The sequence below is a fragment of the Parasphingorhabdus sp. genome, from assembly GCF_036963805.1.
GTDB lineage: Bacteria > Pseudomonadota > Alphaproteobacteria > Sphingomonadales > Sphingomonadaceae > Parasphingorhabdus.
The window spans coordinates 986,916-1,003,638 of record NZ_JBALUN010000001.1 but is presented as its reverse complement, the minus strand read 5'-3'; the positions used below and the strand labels follow the sequence as shown (position 1 = coordinate 1,003,638).

The window sequence follows — 16,723 nt, the reverse complement described above, 5'->3', positions numbered from 1 at the left end:
GACCGAAACTGAGTGGAAGCGGTCGGTCGGCATTTCTGACGCAAGCGGGTTAAAGCAGCCGCAAAGATTACTTTGATCTGCCCGAAGGGTCTCCTATAATCGAGGCACATCGGGAATGAGCAACCTCCCGGTCAGGCGATACGCCCAAGCGTTGCATTTGTTCAATTAGGTTTTCCGGATTAAAAGGCATGGAGGTTTTGGGTGGCAGTTAAAACGACAATCCCAAGTTTTTCAGATGCCGTGCGGGTCTATGCACGTATCGGGATGCTCAGTTTTGGGGGCCCTGCAGGGCAAATTTCATTGATGCACCGCGAACTGGTGGAGGAACGTCACTGGATTGACGAGGAGCAATATCTCCACGCTCTCAATTTCTGCCACCTGCTTCCCGGACCTGAAGCGCAGCAACTTGCAACCTGGATAGGATGGAGGCTGCACGGTACGAGAGGTGGGATTGCTGCTGGAACATTGTTCGTTCTGCCCGGCGCGCTGGTCATACTCGCACTTTCGCTGCTTTACGCATTTGCCGCCAATCTCGATTGGTTTGAAGCATTGTTTTTGGGGATCAAAGCGGCGGTATTCGCCATTGTGGTTCAGGCGTTGCTGCGCATTGCGGGCCGAGCGCTTAACACAAATTTCAAACGAGCTTTGGCGGTTGCTGCATTCAGCGCCTTGTTCCTATTTAACCTCCCATTCCCGCTAGTTGTCTTGGGTGCCGGTGGGCTCGGGATATTTGTGGCGACTGCGCGCCCGGATTGGCTTGCCATCAAGATGGGGAATGGCGACAATTTTGAAGATTCTCCTCGCCCATGGAGGGAGACGATCCGAGCGATCATTGTCTGGGGTATCATTTGGGCCATTCCGCTAGCGCTCATATTTGCAACTGTGGGACCAGACCATGTCCTTTGGAAAATCGGACTGTTTTTTTCCCAGCTTGCTGTCGTTACCTTTGGCGGTGCCTATGCAGTACTCGCCTATATGGCTCAAGAGGCCGTAAACGGTTATGGTTGGTTGCAACCGGGTGAAATGGCGGACGGGTTGGGGCTAGCTGAAACAACCCCCGGGCCGCTTATAATGGTAACGCAGTTTGTGGGTTTTCTAGCGGCGTTCCGAGTGCCTGAACCATTTACACCGGTTATGGCTGGCATCATCGGTGCCGTCGTGACAACATGGGTCACGTTCGCGCCCTGTTTCTTGTGGATATTTGCACTCGCCCCGTGGATCGAGAGATTACAACATGCCAAGCGGCTAAAAGGCGGGCTTGCAGCCATCACCGCTGCCGTTGTTGGCGTTATTGCAAATCTCACTTTGTGGTTTGCATTACATGTGCTGTTCGAGAGAGTCGAGCGCGTGTCCGCTGGCCCGTTGCATTTCGATATGCCCGATTGGACCAGCCTTGACTGGCGCGCGGCATTGCTTGCGCTCATCGCATTATTATTTATTTTTGCGTTACGTTGGAACGTGCTAAAAACGCTCGGTGTACTGGCGTTGGCTGGATTGGCCATAAGCCAGATCGGATAGTTAAATCTACGTTGTCATTCTGCTACTTCATCATTACTTTCCATAAAAGGAATTAAATTATGGGTTCGCTTTCTGCCGCACATTGGTTGGTCGTATTAGTAGTGATTTTCGTTCTTTTTGGAAAAAACCGTCTTTCGGAGACAATGGCTGATTTAGGTAAGGGACTCCGAAGCTTTCGCGAAGGCTTGACGGAGGATGAAACTCAAGCGGAGACAGCAGTAATCGAAACTTTACCGGTTGATGCACGATCTGGTGAAGAGCAAACTTGATTGCGATTGAGCGTTAGCGCCTGCGAGCATAGGCATGTGAATAATAAAATCGCAGCAGAATACCATGTTTAATGACAGACTTGGCGCTAAGCGAGCTCTGTTTAGAAGTCGATGACCGGTATTGGGAACCCAAATGATCTGCCGGAATGGCGGGAACTGGGGCGCAAGCTGACCGACAGCAACTATATCTATAACATTCCCTTTTGCGCCCATAGCAGACACCCCATCTCACTTGATAAATTCGAACATGTGCCCGCCAATTTTGCGTATCTGGATTTCTTCCGATCCTTCGGTAATCCGGTAGCGGCGGTGGTGGCGGTAGATATGTTCGAACGGCTAGTGGTGCGAATAGCCCATAGCCACCATGAACCTGCATCGCGTAGCTCTCCATCATCCCGTGATATTCTAAGTGGTAACCGGCGCAGGACAGGTTTTTCGTTACCATAGGAATAAGGCCTAAGTTTCCATGTGAGCGCCGCTGGAGAGCCGACTTCAGTCGGATAACCGTCTGACAGGCTAAAGCGATTTATGTCGCGATACTTGCATGCTGCGCCATTCCCTCTTACCTGCGGAGAAAGCAGATTAACAAAATATAAGGGGCGATCATGAGGGCGTTTATTTTTCCGGGACAAGGCAGTCAGGCTGTTGGCATGGGCAAAGCCTTGGCCGAGGCCAGCAGTACGGCCCGCGAAGTATTTCAGGAAGTCGATCACGCGCTGGAACAAAATCTGTTCAAGCTGATGTGCGAAGGTCCAGAGGATGAACTCACACTGACTGAAAACGCGCAACCGGCGATTATGGCTAATGCGATTGCGACATTGCGCGTGATGGAAAAAGAAGGCGGCGTTTCGCTCCCTGATCTATGCGTCTATGTCGCGGGTCATAGTCTGGGTGAATATACTGCGCTATGTGCCGCGGGCGCCTTGAACCTGACGACGACCGCTGAATTGCTGAAACTGCGCGGGCAGTCGATGCAAAAGGCTGTGCCAGTAGGCGAGGGCGGTATGGCCGCTTTGCTAGGCGCGGATGTGAAAAAGGCGGCCCATTTGGCGAAGGCTGCGGCGCAAGGTGAAATTTGTACCGTCGCTAATGACAATGACCCGACACAGGTTGTTATTTCGGGGCATATGGGGGCGATTGAACGCGCCATTGCTCTGGTAAAAGAACATGAGATTAAACGCGGTATATTGCTGCCGGTATCGGCGCCATTCCATTGCTCGCTGATGAAACCGGCAGCGGAGGCCATGGAAGAGGCACTTGCGGAGGCGAGTATTCTTCCACCCGCTGTTCCAATTTTCGCGAATGTCACCGCCGATACGGTCTCAGAGGCAGATGAAATCCGCCAGCTATTGGTGGAACAGGTAACAGGGACCGTGCGGTGGCGCGAAACGGTCGAAAATCTCTCTGAAGCGGGCGTGGAACAATTTGTTGAATTTGGCGGCAAAGTTCTGGGCGGGATGGTCAAGCGGATCAATAAGGATGTTGAAGCGACGAGCCTGATTTCCATGAATGATATTGAGGCCTTTCTGGGTTCGCTTTAAATTATATTCCGATATTTAGGATAGGAACGAAAATGTTTGATCTCACAGGAATGACTGCACTGGTAACCGGTGCATCCGGCGGAATTGGTTCCGCCATTGCCAAAGCATTGGCAGAGCGCGGGGCTAAAATAGCCTTATCCGGCACGCGCAAACTGACTTTGACCGAGATGATTGCGGATTTGAACGGTGATGGACATGTGATTGTGCCCTGCAATCTGTCCGATGCTGAAGAAGTGGATGCGCTTGTTCCAAGAGTCGTCGAGAAGCTCGGCAAGATTGACATCTTGGTAAATAATGCCGGGATTACACGGGATGGATTGGCGATGCGGATGTCTGATAAAGACTGGTCCGATGTGATGACGGTCAATCTGGAATCCGCTTTCCGTCTGATGCGCGCTGCGGCCCGTCCGATGATGAAAGCGCGGCATGGCCGGATAATCTCGATCACATCCGTGGTAGGTGCGACCGGAAATCCGGGGCAGGTCAATTATGTGGCGTCCAAAGCTGGTTTAGTCGGCATGTCCAAGGCGCTGGCACAGGAACTGGCATCGCGCAATATTACCGTGAATTGCGTGGCCCCCGGTTTCATCGCTACGCCGATGACGGAGGCGCTGACTGATGCCCAGAAAGACGAGATAAATCGTAAAATTCCGGCGGGAAAAATGGGGACGGGCGAAGATATTGGCGCTGCTGTTGCCTATCTTGCCAGTAACGAGGCATCCTATGTCACTGGTCAGACGCTGCATGTAAATGGCGGTATGGCGATGATCAGCTAAGAACGTAACTTTTATCTGTATATGCATTTTTTTGTTTTTCATGCCGACGGTAAATTTCGTCAATAATCTCGATCAATGCACAAAGCTGCGCGTGCCCTCTTGCAAGCTGCGCGGCATGGCACTAGGACAAAATGGAAATTAATTACTATGAAGAAGGAACTCTTATGAGTGAGACTGCAGACCGCGTAAAAAAGATCGTTGTTGAACATCTTGGCGTTGAAGCCGACAAAGTGACTGAAGAGGCGGCATTCATCGATGATTTGGGCGCTGACAGCCTCGACATTGTTGAGCTTGTGATGGCTTTTGAGGAAGAGTTCAGTGTTGAAATTCCTGATGATGCCGCTGAAAAAATCGCAACTGTTAAAGATGCCATTGATTTTATCAACAAAAGCAAAGCCTAATTGATTTTGGAGTGCGGCGGATATTCATGGCTGGCATTCCAGGGCCAATGATCGCTAAATTATTACAAAGCGGCTCACCGGCCTGGGAAATATTTCCTAAACCGGTGGCCGCTTTTTGAATTGGGGCTTCATAGCCCATTATGAATTGGAGCAGGATATGCGTCGTGTCGTAGTGACCGGACTGGGTTTGGTAACGCCCCTTGGCGGAGATGTGGAAACAACTTGGAGCAATATTCTTGCTTCAAAATCCGGTGCTGGAAAAATAACGCGCTTTGATGCGTCTGATCAAAAATGTCAGATCGCTTGTGAAGTTAAACCGGCAGATCATGAATATGGTTTTGATCCTGACAAACGCGTGGATCATAAGGTTCAACGGCAAGTAGATCCGTTCATCATTTACGGCATTGATGCCGCTGGACAGGCATTGGAAGATGCCGGGCTGACGGAAATGAGCTACGAAGAAAAACTGCGTGTCGGTTGTTCGATTGGTTCGGGCATTGGCGGATTGCCCGGCATTGAAAAAGAATCTCTGGTTCTGCATGAGCGCGGCCCGGGCCGGGTCAGCCCCCATTTTGTGCACGGACGCCTGATCAACCTGATCTCTGGACAGGTTTCGATTAAATATGGCTTGATGGGCCCTAATCACGCGGTGGTTACGGCTTGCTCAACGGGTGCGCATAGTATCGGCGATGCTGCGCGGATGATCGCTTTGGATGATGCCGACGTTATGTTGGCCGGCGGTGCGGAAGCCACAATCTGTCCGATAGGAATCGCCGGTTTTGCACAAGCAAAGGCCCTGTCCACGAATAATGATAATCCGGAAGCCGCATCACGGCCTTATGATAAAAACCGCGACGGTTTTGTTATGGGCGAGGGCGCTGGCGTCGTTTGTCTGGAAGAATATGAGCGCGCGAAAGCACGCGGCGCGCATATCTATGCCGAAGTTATCGGCTATGGCATGTCCGGCGATGCGTATCACGTAACGGCCCCGCATCCCGATGGTGTCGGTGCTTATCGCTCAATGGAAATGGCATTGAAACGTTCCGGGCTGACAACTGCCGACATTGATTATGTCAATGCGCACGGCACTTCAACTATGGCAGACGTTTTGGAACTGGGTGCAGTCCGCCGTTTGTTTGGCGATGATATCAAGACGATGTCGATGAGTTCCACTAAATCAGCTATCGGCCATTTATTGGGCGGTGCAGGTGCTGTGGAAGCGATTTTCTGTATTCTTGCAATGCGTGATCAGATCGTTCCGCCAACTTTGAACCTCGATGATCCGGAAGATATTTGTGAAGGTGTTGATCTGGTACCGCACGTCGCGAAAAAGCGCAAAGTCAACGCGGTATTGAGCAATAGCTTCGGCTTTGGCGGGACCAATGCCAGCATCATTATGAAGGCTGTTTAACCCCATCATGCGGCGCTTCGGTTGCCTAATTCTCATTATCGCAGCGGTGATCATTGCTCTTGTGACAGGGAATTTCATTTACGGATGGAATGCCAGTGGACCTCTACAAGATGAACGTCAGATCGTTATAAAATCTGGATCAAGCCTTGGGATGGCAGCCCAAACGCTTGAGGAAGAAGGCGTGATTAAATCTGCGGATGCTTTCCTGAACCGCGCAAAGATTTTAGGTGGGTCTCAGCCGATCAAGGCAGGTGAATTTATTATACCTGCCGGTGCCAGCAATGCGACGATCCTGAATATATTACAGGGGGGGAAGACCGTTCAACGGCTCGTCACCATACCAGAAGGTACGCCGTCGATCATTGTATATGAGAAGCTGATGGCGGAAAAGCTTCTGACCGGCGAGATTGATGTGCCGGCGGAAGGCTCGATATTACCTGATAGCTACAGTTTTGAGCGCGGTGAAAAGCGGGCGGATGTTGTTGCACGCATGCAAAAAGCGATGAAAGATACGATCGCTGAACTCTGGCCGAAAAAAACGGCGCTAAGCGTGGTTAAAACACCGGAAGAAGCCATTATATTGGCCGCGATTGTCGAAAAAGAAACGGCCTTGGCTAGGGAACGCAGGACAGTTGCTGCCGTTTACAGCAATCGCGTCAATCGGAATATGATGTTGCAGGCTGACCCGACCATTATCTATCCAATCACAAAGGGAAAACCGCTGGGCCGCCGCATCCGGCAATCCGAAATTGCCGCCGTGAATAATTATAATACCTATTCCATGGTCGGCTTGCCAAAAGGGCCAATTGCCAATCCCGGCCGTGCATCCATTGAAGCAGTGCTTAATCCGGCGAAAAGCGAATATCTATATTTTGTAGCTGACGGCAAGGGTGGTCATGTATTTGCCAACACGCTGGCCGAACATAATGCCAATGTCGCAAAATGGTTCGCCCTCCGCCGTCAACGCGGCGAGATGTAGGCTGCTGCTTCTATTAAAGCGGTTCGACAATTATACCCGCTAAAGCAGGTGTTTCACCATGCTCTAACAGGTCCATTATGCACATTTCTCAATTTAGTTTAATAATTTGAACGCGTTGCCAAGCCATCTCGTGCGGCCCGATATTCGGTGATGAGACGGTCGACCATGTTCTGAACAGAACGCACATCGTCGATTGCACCGACGCCCTGACCACAACCCCAAATATCTTTCCAGGCTTTTTTATCCGTATTACCGCCGGAACCGAAATCCATTGTTTTATAGTCTCCGTCGGGAAGATTATCTGGGTCAAGGCCAGCACTCACAATAGATTGGCGGAGATAATTACCACTCACGCCGGTAAAGAGGTCGGAATAAACAATATCACCTGCGCGGCCCTCTACGATGCCGTCTTTATAAGCTTGATCCGCATTCGCTTCCTTGGTCGCGATAAAAGCAGAACCCATATAGCCAAAATCGGCGCCCATAGCTTGCGCCGCGAGAATCGAAGCGCCGCAGCCGATGGAACCCGATAAAGCGACCGGACCATCAAACCATTGGCGGATTTCTTGCATCAAAGCGAAAGGGGAAGTAGTTCCAGCATGGCCGCCAGCGCCGGCGGCTACTGGGATTAGGCCATCTGCACCCTTTTCAATGGCTTTATGCGCAAAACGATCATTGATAACATCATGCATCGTGATGCCGCCCCAACCATGGACTGCGGTATTAAGGTCCTCCATCGCACCAAGTGATGTGATAACCAGTGGTACTTTCCATTTCGCACAGGTTGCCATGTCTTGATCGAGGCGATCATTAGATTTGTGAACGATCTGGTTTACGGCAAAGGGGGCAGCAGGATTGTCAGGATTATCCCGATTCCATGCGGAAAGCTCTTCGGTGATCTGATGGATCCACTCGTCCAGCAAGCTTTGTGGTCGGGCGTTTAGCGCCGGGAAAGAACCGACAATACCTGCTTTGCATTGCGCAATCACGAGTTCTGGTCCTGATACGATGAACAGGGGGGAGCCGATAAGCGGAAGGCGAAGATTGTTAAACAGTGCCGGTAAAGTCATAAATTCCCCCGTTTAAGAAAAATGGTTATGCGGTGCCATACCGCATAACCATGCAGATTCCACTGTTATTTTAATCGCGCGATTAACGGCGGTCCTAGATACGATTTACGGCACTCAACAATGCTTCTACGGAAGCTGTCGCCACATCACTATTGATGCCAACACCAAAAAATTCCCGGCCATCATCAGATTTACATTCAATATAAGCAGCGGCCTGCGCATCTTTACCAGAACCAAGAGCGTGTTCGGAATAGTCCATAATTTCCAGATTGACGCCCAAAGCCGATGATACCGCGTCAACAACGCTGGAAATCAGCCCATTGCCGCGACCGCTGACAGAAATTTCTCCGTCCGGCCCTTTCACCTTGCCTACAAAAATCCGTTCACCGCCGGTTTGCCGTTCGTTATAGTCAATCAGGCTATATTGACCACTGCCGTCCAAATGATAACGTTTCTGGAAAGCACCCCAAATATCTGCGGATGACAATTCTCGACTTGTTTCATCGGCCAATTCTTGCACGGTACGGCTGAAATTGGCTTGTAGGCGTTTGGGGAGCTTCAACCCCTGATCCTGTTCCAATATCCACGCGATCCCGCCTTTACCTGACTGGCTATTAACCCGGATGACGGCTTCATAGTCGCGGCCGATATCGCGCGGATCGATTGGCAAATAAGGGACATTCCAAAACTCGTCATTGCGCTGTTCCTGCGCCGCAAAGCCCTTTTTAATCGCATCCTGATGGGATCCGGAGAATGCGGTGAATACTAATTCACCTGCATAAGGGTGGCGTGCTGGTACTGGCAGTTGGTTGCAATATTCAACCGTTTTTACGATTTCGTCCATATTGGAAAAGTCAATTTTTGGATCAAGACCCTGTGTGTACATATTCAGGCCCAATGTTACCAAATCAACATTACCGGTGCGCTCTCCGTTGCCGAAAAGGCAACCTTCAACCCGGTCTGCACCGGCCATCAGACCCAGTTCTGCCGCCGCAATACCCGAGCCGCGATCATTATGCGGGTGCAAGCTGATTACAACATGCTCTCTTTTACTGATATGTTTGCACATCCATTCGATCTGGTCAGCATAGATATTGGGGGTCGATGCTTCGACCGTTGCGGGCAGATTCAGGATTAGCGGCTTTGCGGCCGTTGGTTCCAATATATCCATCACGGCCTCGGTGACTTCCAAGCTGAAATCAATTTCGGCAGTAGAGAATGTTTCCGGCGAATATTCAAAATGCCAGTCGGTATCAGGATATTTCTCGGCCTGTTCGCGCAAAATGGTTGCGCCTTCCTTGGCGATATCCTTGACGCCTTCTTTCCCAAGTTTGAAGACGACATCACGCCATGCCGGAGATACGGCATTATAAAGATGAACAATGGCCTGCTTGGCGCCTTCAAGACTTGCGAAGCTGGTTTCGATCAGATCACGGCGTGATTGGGTGAGAACCTGGACCATCACATCATCAGGAATGCTGCCGGATTTAACCAGTCCCGAGATAAAATCAAAATCAGTGGCGCCGGCAGACGGAAAGCCCACTTCAATTTCCTTGATTCCGATTTTAACCAGCAGATCAAAAAAGCGCTGTTTCTTTTGCGCGTCCATCGGATCGATCAGAGCTTGGTTCCCGTCACGCAGATCAGTGGAAAGCCAGCGCGGGGCTTTGTCGATAATGCGGGAAGGCCATTGACGGTCTGGCAAATCAATCTGGCCAAAGGGACGATATTTTTGAGATGGTATAGGATGCATGGTTGATACTCTTATGCTGCAAGCCGTTTCGCGCAAAGCCGAAATTGCTTATTAAATATAATTTTCTGGAAAAATCATCCCTTAGGCGGGTGCCGCGGCCTGTTGCAGCCGTGCAGCTACGCCTAAGGGCGCATAAGTCGACGTAGCTTTAGGATGGAAACCGTTTGCATAGCGCTATACATATCTCCTGCAGCGTAGAAATCAACCATGCCGACGAATTTATTTTATGCGATATAAAACCTGAGGCCGGAACCACCGAAACGTGGGATCGCGAGAACGGAGACGGTTGGCCAATCACGCAAAAAGAAACGGCGGCGGAACCATGTCCTGCCGCCGTTTCTTTTACGATAATTAAAATTACAAAGTCAGGTATCACCGCGCCAATCAGCTATTTTGTAGCTGGAACCGGCGCGGCGTGAATAGGCCTGGGCTTAGTTCTTTGCTTTGTCGACCAGTTGGTTAGCACCGATCCATGGCATCATAGCGCGAAGCTCTGCGCCCGTTTTCTCGATGGGATGCGCTTCGGCTTGTTTCCGGGCTGCTTTTAATTCCGGCTGACCAGCGCGGTTATCGAGTACGAAGTCTTTGACGAAACGACCAGACTGGATGTCGGCTAATACTCGTTTCATTTCCGCTTTTGTTTCCGCAGTGATGATCCGTGGGCCGGTTGTGATGTCGCCATATTCTGCCGTGTTGGAGATGGAATAACGCATGTTGGCAATGCCGCCTTCATAGAGGAGGTCAACGATCAACTTGGTTTCGTGCAGACATTCGAAATAGGCCATTTCCGGTGCATAACCAGCTTCGGTCAATGTTTCGAAGCCTGCCTGGATCAAATGGGTGATCCCGCCGCAAAGTACGGCTTGTTCGCCGAATAGATCGGTTTCGCACTCTTCGCGGAAATTGGTTTCGATAATACCGGAACGACCGCCGCCAACGCCGGAAGCATAGGCTAGGGCTACGTCATGGGCATTACCCGATACATCACGGTCAATCGCGATCAGGCAGGGAACACCGCCGCCGCGCTGATATTCACTACGCACCGTGTGGCCGGGGCCTTTGGGAGCGATCATGATGACATCAAGGTCGGAACGCGCTTCGATCAAACCGAAGTGAATGTTGAGGCCATGGGCAAAGGCGAGGGCAGCGCCCTGTTTCATATTGTCATGCAAGTCATCAGCATAAATCGCGGCTTGATGCTCATCCGGTGCGAGGATCATCACAATATCGGCCCATGCGGCAGCATCGGGATTGGTCATAACCTGAAAGCCAGCGGTTTCTGCTTTTTTGGCCGTTGCCGAACCAGCACGTAGCGCGATGGCTACGTCTTTTACGCCGCTGTCGCGAAGGTTTTGAGCATGGGCATGGCCCTGACTGCCATAGCCAATAATGGCGATCTTCTTGTCTTTGATGAGGCCAAGATCGGCATCTGCGTCATAATAAACTTTCATGTTCCTGATACTCCTTAAATATTTCCGTCACGCTGAACTTGTTTCAATATCCGCGGCCGTTGATGAGAGCCTGAGATGCTGAAAAAAGTTCGGCATGACGAATGGTTAAACGGTAAATTACATATTCTTAAGCTGCGTCTGGCCCCCTACCGATAGCGACGACGCCGGTGCGGCCAACTTCGACCAAACCAACTTCGCGCATCAGGCTGACAAATGTTTCAATTTTATCCGGCGTACCGGTAATTTCGAAAACAAAACTTTCGGTAGTCGCATCCACAACCCGGGCGCGATAAATATCGGCAAGCCGCATCGCTTCGATCCGGCTTTCGCCTTTGCCAGCAACTTTTACCAGAGCGAGTTCGCGCTGCACATGCGGGCCTGCCGCGGTGAGATCACGTACGCTATGTACGGGCACTAGCCGGTCGAGCTGCGCAATGATTTGTTCGATCACAGACATCGGCCCATTGGTCGCTATGGTTATCCGACTGATCGCATGATCAGCGCTGATATCAGCGACGGTCAGGCTTTCGATATTATAGCCGCGCGCGGTAAACATACCGGCGATCCGCGCTAATATGCCCGCTTCATTATCGACCAGAACGGCAAGAACGTGGCGCTCGACTTGTTCTTCATTGATATGCATTAAACAAGCGCCTTTGCGTTATCGTCCATTGTACCTTTAACATCCTCTGCGGTTAGCAGCATTTCGGTATGCGCCGCACCGGATGGGATCATCGGGAAGCAATTGGCCAGTTTGGCCACGCGGCAATCGACCAATACGGGGCCGTCTGTTTCCAGCATTTTTGCAATTCCCGCATCAAGATCGGCAGGATCCTCAATTAATATACCGGTCCAGCCATAGCTTTCGGCCAGTTTGATGAAATCGGGCAAGCTGTCAGAATAACTGTTGGAATAGCGACTTTCATAGGTCAATTCCTGCCATTGCCGGACCATACCCATATATTCGTTATTCAGTATGAAAATCTTGACCGGCAGACGATATTGGGTAGCCGTGGCTAGCTCCTGAATATTCATCTGGATCGATGCTTCACCGGCAATATCAATAACCAACGCATCAGGATGGCCCAATTGCGCGCCAATGGCTGCAGGTAAGCCATAGCCCATGGTACCAAGGCCGCCGCTAGTGAGCCATTTATTGGGTTTTTCAAAATCAAAATGTTGTGCCGCCCACATTTGATGCTGGCCAACTTCGGTCGTGATGATTGGATGGCGTTCATGGGTCGCTTCCCAAAGCTTCCGTATTGCCAGTTGCGGCATGATTTCGGTCTCGCTCTCCGGATAGGAAAGGCAGTTGGTTGCCCGCCAGCCTTTGATCCGCGCCCACCATTCTTCATATCCGGGGGATTTGAATTTGCGACCTTTCAGAACCGCCAATAGCTGTTCCATGACGCGGCCAACATCGCCGATAACCGGCAGATCGACGCGAATGGTTTTGTTGACTGAGGACCGGTCAATATCGACGTGGATTTTCTTGCTATTTGGCGAGAAGGCATCGATCCGGCCCGTGATCCGGTCATCAAATCGCGCGCCAAGGCAAACAACCAAGTCTGCGCGGTTCATCACCATATTCGCTTCATATGTACCATGCATACCGAGCATACCTAGCCATTGATCGGACGATGCCGGAAAAGCACCAAGCCCCATCAGTGTCGACGTTACCGGTGCTTTCAATAGCTCGGCCAACTCGCGCAACGTTTCACTGGCTTTCGGTCCACTGTTAATGATCCCGCCGCCGGTATAAAGGACAGGAGCCTTGGCCTGCATGATCATTTCAGCGGCTTCGTTAATCGCCTTGAAATCACCATCAACCTGTGGCTGATAGCGGGAGTTTTTAAGACCTGCATGCGCGCTATATTCCGCTTCGGCGACCTGCACATTTTTAGGAATATCGACAACGACGGGGCCGGGCCGGCCTTGGGTCGCGATATGGAAAGCCTCGGTCAGAATGCCCGCGAGATCAGACGGTTTTTTGACCAGATAATTATGTTTCGTACAGTGGCGCGTTATGCCAACTGTATCCGCTTCCTGAAAAGCATCTGACCCAATTAAATTGGTCGCGACCTGTCCGGTGATAACAACCATCGGGATGGAATCCATCAGCGCATCGGTAATGCCGGTAATCGCATTGGTCGCGCCGGGACCAGAGGTCACCAAAACCACGCCAGGCTTTCCGGTCGAACGCGCATAGCCTTCGGCCGCATGGGTGGCCGCTTGTTCGTGCCGTACCAGAATATGTTTCAGCTTAGGATGCTTATAGAGCGCGTCATAAATCGGCAGCACTGCGCCGCCCGGATAGCCGAAGACGGTATCGACGCCCAAACTCAATAGAGTTTCGACCAATATATCTGCACCGCTTTTTTCGACCACTTGACGCTCCGTTACTATAGTTTAGCCCGCGATGGGCGGGCGTTTGATAGGCGATGCTGCACTGCAAGGCAATGCTCAACATTCGCTGGAATGGGCGCGCTACCTATTTTTATATATTGTGTCAAGGTCAATAATTGTAATTAAATAACAATATTATCCATATTTTCGTTATTTATTATCCAGTCGAGGCGCGGCCAATGCTTGGGACACTGATTCCGGAACCAGGTATATTGCCGTTTCGCATATTGCCGTGTGGCGGCCATTGCGCGGGTCCGGGCGTCTTCAAGGCTGCTATCACCTTTTATCATCGCAATGATTTCCGGCACACCGATGGCCCGCATTACCGGACAATCTGTGGGTAAATCTCTTGCGAGCAGTTTTTGAACCTCCTCTTGGGCGCCCTGATCAAGCATGATCTGGAAACGGCGATCACATCGTTCATATAGCCAGTCACGTGGTGGAAGCAGGACTAACGGGCGCAGAGCAATATTATCGGAAATGCCGCCCGCCATGTGGGCATGCCAATGGCCCATTGGTTTGCCAGAGGATCGGACAACTTCAAGCGCCCGCATGATTCGGCTCGAATCCCGTGCATTTAAGCGCGCAGCAGAATCCGGGTCTTCGGAAAGAAGGGCGGCATAGGCATCGGCCACATCCATCTCCCGAACCTGAGCCCGAACAGCAGAGGATATTTCGGGTATGGGGGCAATCCCATCGAGCAAGGTGCGGATATAGAGTCCGGTTCCCCCAACGAGAATCGGTAATAAACCCTTATCATGTGCGGCGGAGATTTCGTCCTTTGCATCGCTGGCCCAGCGGGCTGCAGAACAGGTGTCCGCTCCATCAATATAGCCATAAAGTCGATGGTCTACTCCCTCCATCTCCTGCGCATTTGGCCGTGCGCTTAGAATTTGAAGATCGGAATATACCTGTGCGCTGTCCGCATTGATGATCACAGAGGGTTGCTTTTTGGCCAGCTTCAATGCCAATGCGGATTTTCCGCTGGCCGTCGGGCCAACGATCAACGCCACATCTTTATTTTTGTTAGGCTTTTCGTCTTGAGGCCTATTATCTTTCGGAGAATTTATGCTCATTGCGACGCTAATAGCAGCAGATCAGCTGAAAAAGGGAGAGCTAAGTTCAGCGACCGACCGATTGGCTGCAGCAGGCGCACAAATTGACCGTGTGGGCGAGATAACTGATGGCAAAGCCGTTGATATCTATTTTGATGGAAATTTGATGGCAGCACGGGGCGCTCTTTTTATAGAGGGGGCTGCAATTGATTTTGTGGTTCAACCGCAGCAAAATCGGGAAAAAAAGCTGCTAATTTCCGACATGGATAGCACGATGATCACTGTTGAATGTATCGACGAACTGGCGGGCTATGCGGGCATCAAGGATCAGATCGCTGAGATTACGGAACGCGCCATGCTCGGGGAGCTGGATTTTGAAGAGGCGTTACGGGGCAGGGTGGCCTTGCTTGCTGGACTGGATTTATCAGCCATTGATAAATGCCTTGATGAAAAGGTGAGAGTTATGCCGGGAGCCAAAATATTGGTTCAGACCATGGCTGCACGCGGCGCGAAAACCATATTGGTATCCGGCGGGTTTACGCGATTTGCTGATCCGGTGGCGCGAGACATCGGGTTTGCCAGTGTTGAAGCAAATATATTGGAAGAGGCCGCTGGCTCCTTGACCGGGAAACTCACCGGTTCTGTCGTCGATGCACAGCGAAAAGCAAAATTGCTGCAACATAGCGCGCAATCTGCCGGGCTCTCTCTGGATCAATGCATGGCGGTCGGCGATGGTGCCAATGATATTCCGATGATTGCCTTAGCGGGAATGGGCGTTGCTTATCATGCAAAACCTAAAGCCGCAGCGGCAGCCGATGTCGCTATCCATCACAATGACCTGAGCGCCTTGCTATATATACAAGGTATCGGATCGCGTGATTGGGTCGTCAGCTAAGTTCCTGTAACGTCTCCCACTATTGGGATTTCACGATACAGTCATTGTTAGCGGCTTTGACCGCACTACATATCTTGTTAGCCTCTGCCTTTGATGCAAGAGGGCCTGCTTGCAGGCGAGTGATGGAACCCGCTGCCACAAGATAAGGTTGCAACCCGTTCAAGTCGGAAATCTGCTTTTCAAGACGATTCCAAAGGGCCTTTGCTTTGCTTTGATCGCTAAAAGCACCGAGTTGAACACGCCAATTCCCGGTTGCAGTTGCGGTAGCGGGTGGAGGTGCAGAAACTGGCTTTTTGGCAGGCGCCGCTGTGACCACCGGTGCAGTTTTGACTATAGGTGGTGCCACGGGCGTTGGCGTTGGAACACTAGGCGGGACCACGGCCGCCGATGCTGGTAATCGCGCTGTTTCAATTTCGCCGCTCGACGGGGGCGATCGCAAACCGCCGACTTGAGCAGTACGAACACGTTTTTCATTTTCTTCCATCTGCCCCGCTAGTTCAATGGCCTTGCGGCGTTCATCCAGCGGAATATACTTGTCCATCTGCGCCATATTTGAAGTTGCCTGCGATAGTCCTGCCGCAGCAGCCCTTGTCATCAGGGCGTAAGCCTTGATCCAGTCTTTCTCTACAAAATCGCCGTTGAAATGACCTGTGCCCAGAACATATTGCGCGCGCGATTCGCCGCGGTTGGCAGAGGCCTGTAAATAGGGCAGGGCTTCGCTTTGACGCTTATTCTGGAACAGGATCAGCCCGTAATTATCGCTGGCTTGCAAATGGCCCTGATTCGCGGCTGTTTTGTAATATTGCTCAGCTTTGGTCAAATCCATTTCAACACCGCGGCCCAGTTTATAGGCCTGACCCATGTTGAACTGCGCATCGGCATCGCCAGCATCCGCAGGTCCGCGCCATTCTGCAATAGCGGCCCGGTAATCACCACGGCCCCAGGCATCAACCCCGTCCTTCACATCCGCGAGTGCGGGGGATGCCAATCCGAATATGGCAGAAGCCATTAAAAAGCGGCGTGCTATTTTTGAAATTGTCATCTGATCGGCCCTTAGTCTGCAAATTTATGAGATCACCTTATCCGTAATTTGTTCTTAACGCCAATTTGCAAATTTTTGGTAACCTCATCGGAAGAAAATTGGCGTGGTAAAACCGCCCGGCAGCTGAAATCTAATGCCATGTAAATTTTTTTCGGT

General features: G+C 51.2%; 15 protein-coding genes and 1 pseudogene. 8 read left to right on the top strand and 8 right to left on the bottom strand.

What is annotated here, in order from left to right:
• The first annotated feature begins 201 nt into the window (after positions 1 to 201).
• Both chrA and tatA read left to right on the top strand, forming a co-directional pair.
• Positions 202 to 1,518 carry a chromate efflux transporter gene (chrA, locus tag V7676_RS04770; RefSeq protein ID WP_335658500.1) on the top strand — a complete coding sequence of 439 codons (1,317 nt, stop codon included), beginning with the start codon at positions 202 to 204 and terminating at the stop codon, positions 1,516 to 1,518.
• A 59-nt stretch (positions 1,519 to 1,577) separates the two neighbouring features.
• Complete coding sequence (tatA, locus tag V7676_RS04765; protein WP_335658499.1) at positions 1,578 to 1,787, top strand: twin-arginine translocase TatA/TatE family subunit; 210 nt, start codon at positions 1,578 to 1,580, stop codon at positions 1,785 to 1,787.
• A gap of 228 nt (positions 1,788 to 2,015) precedes the next feature.
• Here tatA and V7676_RS04760 read toward each other — a convergent pair.
• A pseudogene (locus V7676_RS04760) lies at positions 2,016 to 2,166 on the bottom strand (acyl-CoA dehydrogenase family protein); the annotation flags it as partial.
• Positions 2,167 to 2,392: 226 nt separating this feature from the next.
• Here V7676_RS04760 and fabD point away from each other — a divergent pair.
• The 5 genes from fabD (at position 2,393) to mltG (ending at position 6,895) form a co-directional block, all read left to right on the top strand.
• Positions 2,393 to 3,328, top strand: coding sequence for an ACP S-malonyltransferase (gene fabD / locus V7676_RS04755; protein ID WP_335658498.1), 936 nt, complete (start codon positions 2,393 to 2,395; stop codon positions 3,326 to 3,328).
• Between the two features lie 32 nt (positions 3,329 to 3,360).
• Positions 3,361 to 4,104 carry a 3-oxoacyl-[acyl-carrier-protein] reductase gene (fabG, locus tag V7676_RS04750; protein WP_335658497.1) on the top strand — a complete coding sequence of 248 codons (744 nt, stop codon included), beginning with the start codon at positions 3,361 to 3,363 and terminating at the stop codon, positions 4,102 to 4,104.
• 164 nt (positions 4,105 to 4,268) lie between these two features.
• Positions 4,269 to 4,505, top strand: coding sequence for an acyl carrier protein (locus V7676_RS04745; protein ID WP_335658496.1), 237 nt, complete (start codon positions 4,269 to 4,271; stop codon positions 4,503 to 4,505).
• 157 nt (positions 4,506 to 4,662) lie between these two features.
• Positions 4,663 to 5,916: a beta-ketoacyl-ACP synthase II gene (gene fabF / locus V7676_RS04740; protein WP_335658495.1), complete on the top strand. Its 1,254-nt coding sequence runs from the start codon at positions 4,663 to 4,665 to the stop codon at positions 5,914 to 5,916.
• 7 nt (positions 5,917 to 5,923) lie between these two features.
• Positions 5,924 to 6,895: an endolytic transglycosylase MltG gene (gene mltG / locus V7676_RS04735; protein ID WP_335658494.1), complete on the top strand. Its 972-nt coding sequence runs from the start codon at positions 5,924 to 5,926 to the stop codon at positions 6,893 to 6,895.
• A gap of 98 nt (positions 6,896 to 6,993) precedes the next feature.
• Here mltG and V7676_RS04730 read toward each other — a convergent pair whose 3' ends face one another.
• The 6 genes from V7676_RS04730 to miaA all read right to left on the bottom strand — a co-directional run bounded on the left by V7676_RS04730 (position 6,994) and on the right by miaA (position 14,651).
• Positions 6,994 to 7,965, bottom strand: a complete 972-nt coding sequence (locus tag V7676_RS04730; protein WP_335658493.1) for an NAD(P)H-dependent flavin oxidoreductase — start codon at positions 7,963 to 7,965, stop codon at positions 6,994 to 6,996.
• A 94-nt stretch (positions 7,966 to 8,059) separates the two neighbouring features.
• Entirely contained in the window at positions 8,060 to 9,718 is a 1,659-nt protein-coding gene (gene leuA / locus V7676_RS04725; RefSeq protein ID WP_335658492.1) for a 2-isopropylmalate synthase, read from the bottom strand.
• Positions 9,719 to 10,149: 431 nt separating this feature from the next.
• Positions 10,150 to 11,169 carry a ketol-acid reductoisomerase gene (gene ilvC, locus V7676_RS04720; protein ID WP_335658491.1) on the bottom strand — a complete coding sequence of 340 codons (1,020 nt, stop codon included), beginning with the start codon at positions 11,167 to 11,169 and terminating at the stop codon, positions 10,150 to 10,152.
• Positions 11,170 to 11,296: 127 nt separating this feature from the next.
• The gene (ilvN, locus tag V7676_RS04715) at positions 11,297 to 11,812 is read right to left on the bottom strand and encodes an acetolactate synthase small subunit (protein WP_335658490.1); all 516 of its coding nucleotides are present in this window, start codon (positions 11,810 to 11,812) and stop codon (positions 11,297 to 11,299) included.
• Positions 11,812 to 13,557 carry an acetolactate synthase 3 large subunit gene (locus tag V7676_RS04710; RefSeq protein ID WP_335658489.1) on the bottom strand — a complete coding sequence of 582 codons (1,746 nt, stop codon included), beginning with the start codon at positions 13,555 to 13,557 and terminating at the stop codon, positions 11,812 to 11,814. Before V7676_RS04710 ends, ilvN begins: the two co-directional genes overlap by 1 nt.
• Positions 13,558 to 13,697: 140 nt before the next feature.
• Entirely contained in the window at positions 13,698 to 14,651 is a 954-nt protein-coding gene (gene miaA, locus V7676_RS04705) for a tRNA (adenosine(37)-N6)-dimethylallyltransferase MiaA (RefSeq protein WP_442955395.1), read from the bottom strand.
• Here miaA and serB point away from each other — a divergent pair.
• Positions 14,644 to 15,525, top strand: coding sequence for a phosphoserine phosphatase SerB (gene serB / locus V7676_RS04700; RefSeq protein WP_335658488.1), 882 nt, complete (start codon positions 14,644 to 14,646; stop codon positions 15,523 to 15,525). The genes miaA and serB overlap by 8 nt on opposite strands.
• Before the next feature lie 19 nt (positions 15,526 to 15,544).
• Here the strand turns inward: serB and V7676_RS04695 are convergent, their stop codons facing one another.
• Positions 15,545 to 16,567, bottom strand: a complete 1,023-nt coding sequence (locus V7676_RS04695; protein WP_335658487.1) for an SPOR domain-containing protein — start codon at positions 16,565 to 16,567, stop codon at positions 15,545 to 15,547.
• Positions 16,568 to 16,723 lie beyond the last annotated feature (156 nt).

Excerpts from the sequence above, each read along its gene's own strand:
- fabG (WP_335658497.1), top strand. The coding sequence starts at position 3,361 with ATGTTTGATCTCACAGGAATGACTGCACTGGTAACCGGTGCATCCGGC.
- ilvC (WP_335658491.1), bottom strand. The coding sequence starts at position 11,169 with ATGAAAGTTTATTATGACGCAGATGCCGATCTTGGCCTCATCAAAGAC.
- V7676_RS04745 (WP_335658496.1), top strand. The coding sequence starts at position 4,269 with ATGAGTGAGACTGCAGACCGCGTAAAAAAGATCGTTGTTGAACATCTT.
- mltG (WP_335658494.1), top strand. The coding sequence starts at position 5,924 with ATGCGGCGCTTCGGTTGCCTAATTCTCATTATCGCAGCGGTGATCATT.
- miaA (WP_442955395.1), bottom strand. The coding sequence starts at position 14,651 with ATGAGCATAAATTCTCCGAAAGATAATAGGCCTCAAGACGAAAAGCCT.
- tatA (WP_335658499.1), top strand. The coding sequence starts at position 1,578 with ATGGGTTCGCTTTCTGCCGCACATTGGTTGGTCGTATTAGTAGTGATT.
- V7676_RS04730 (WP_335658493.1), bottom strand. The coding sequence starts at position 7,965 with ATGACTTTACCGGCACTGTTTAACAATCTTCGCCTTCCGCTTATCGGC.
- V7676_RS04695 (WP_335658487.1), bottom strand. The coding sequence starts at position 16,567 with ATGACAATTTCAAAAATAGCACGCCGCTTTTTAATGGCTTCTGCCATA.
- fabD (WP_335658498.1), top strand. The coding sequence starts at position 2,393 with ATGAGGGCGTTTATTTTTCCGGGACAAGGCAGTCAGGCTGTTGGCATG.
- leuA (WP_335658492.1), bottom strand. The coding sequence starts at position 9,718 with ATGCATCCTATACCATCTCAAAAATATCGTCCCTTTGGCCAGATTGAT.
- ilvN (WP_335658490.1), bottom strand. The coding sequence starts at position 11,812 with ATGCATATCAATGAAGAACAAGTCGAGCGCCACGTTCTTGCCGTTCTG.
- serB (WP_335658488.1), top strand. The coding sequence starts at position 14,644 with ATGCTCATTGCGACGCTAATAGCAGCAGATCAGCTGAAAAAGGGAGAG.
- fabF (WP_335658495.1), top strand. The coding sequence starts at position 4,663 with ATGCGTCGTGTCGTAGTGACCGGACTGGGTTTGGTAACGCCCCTTGGC.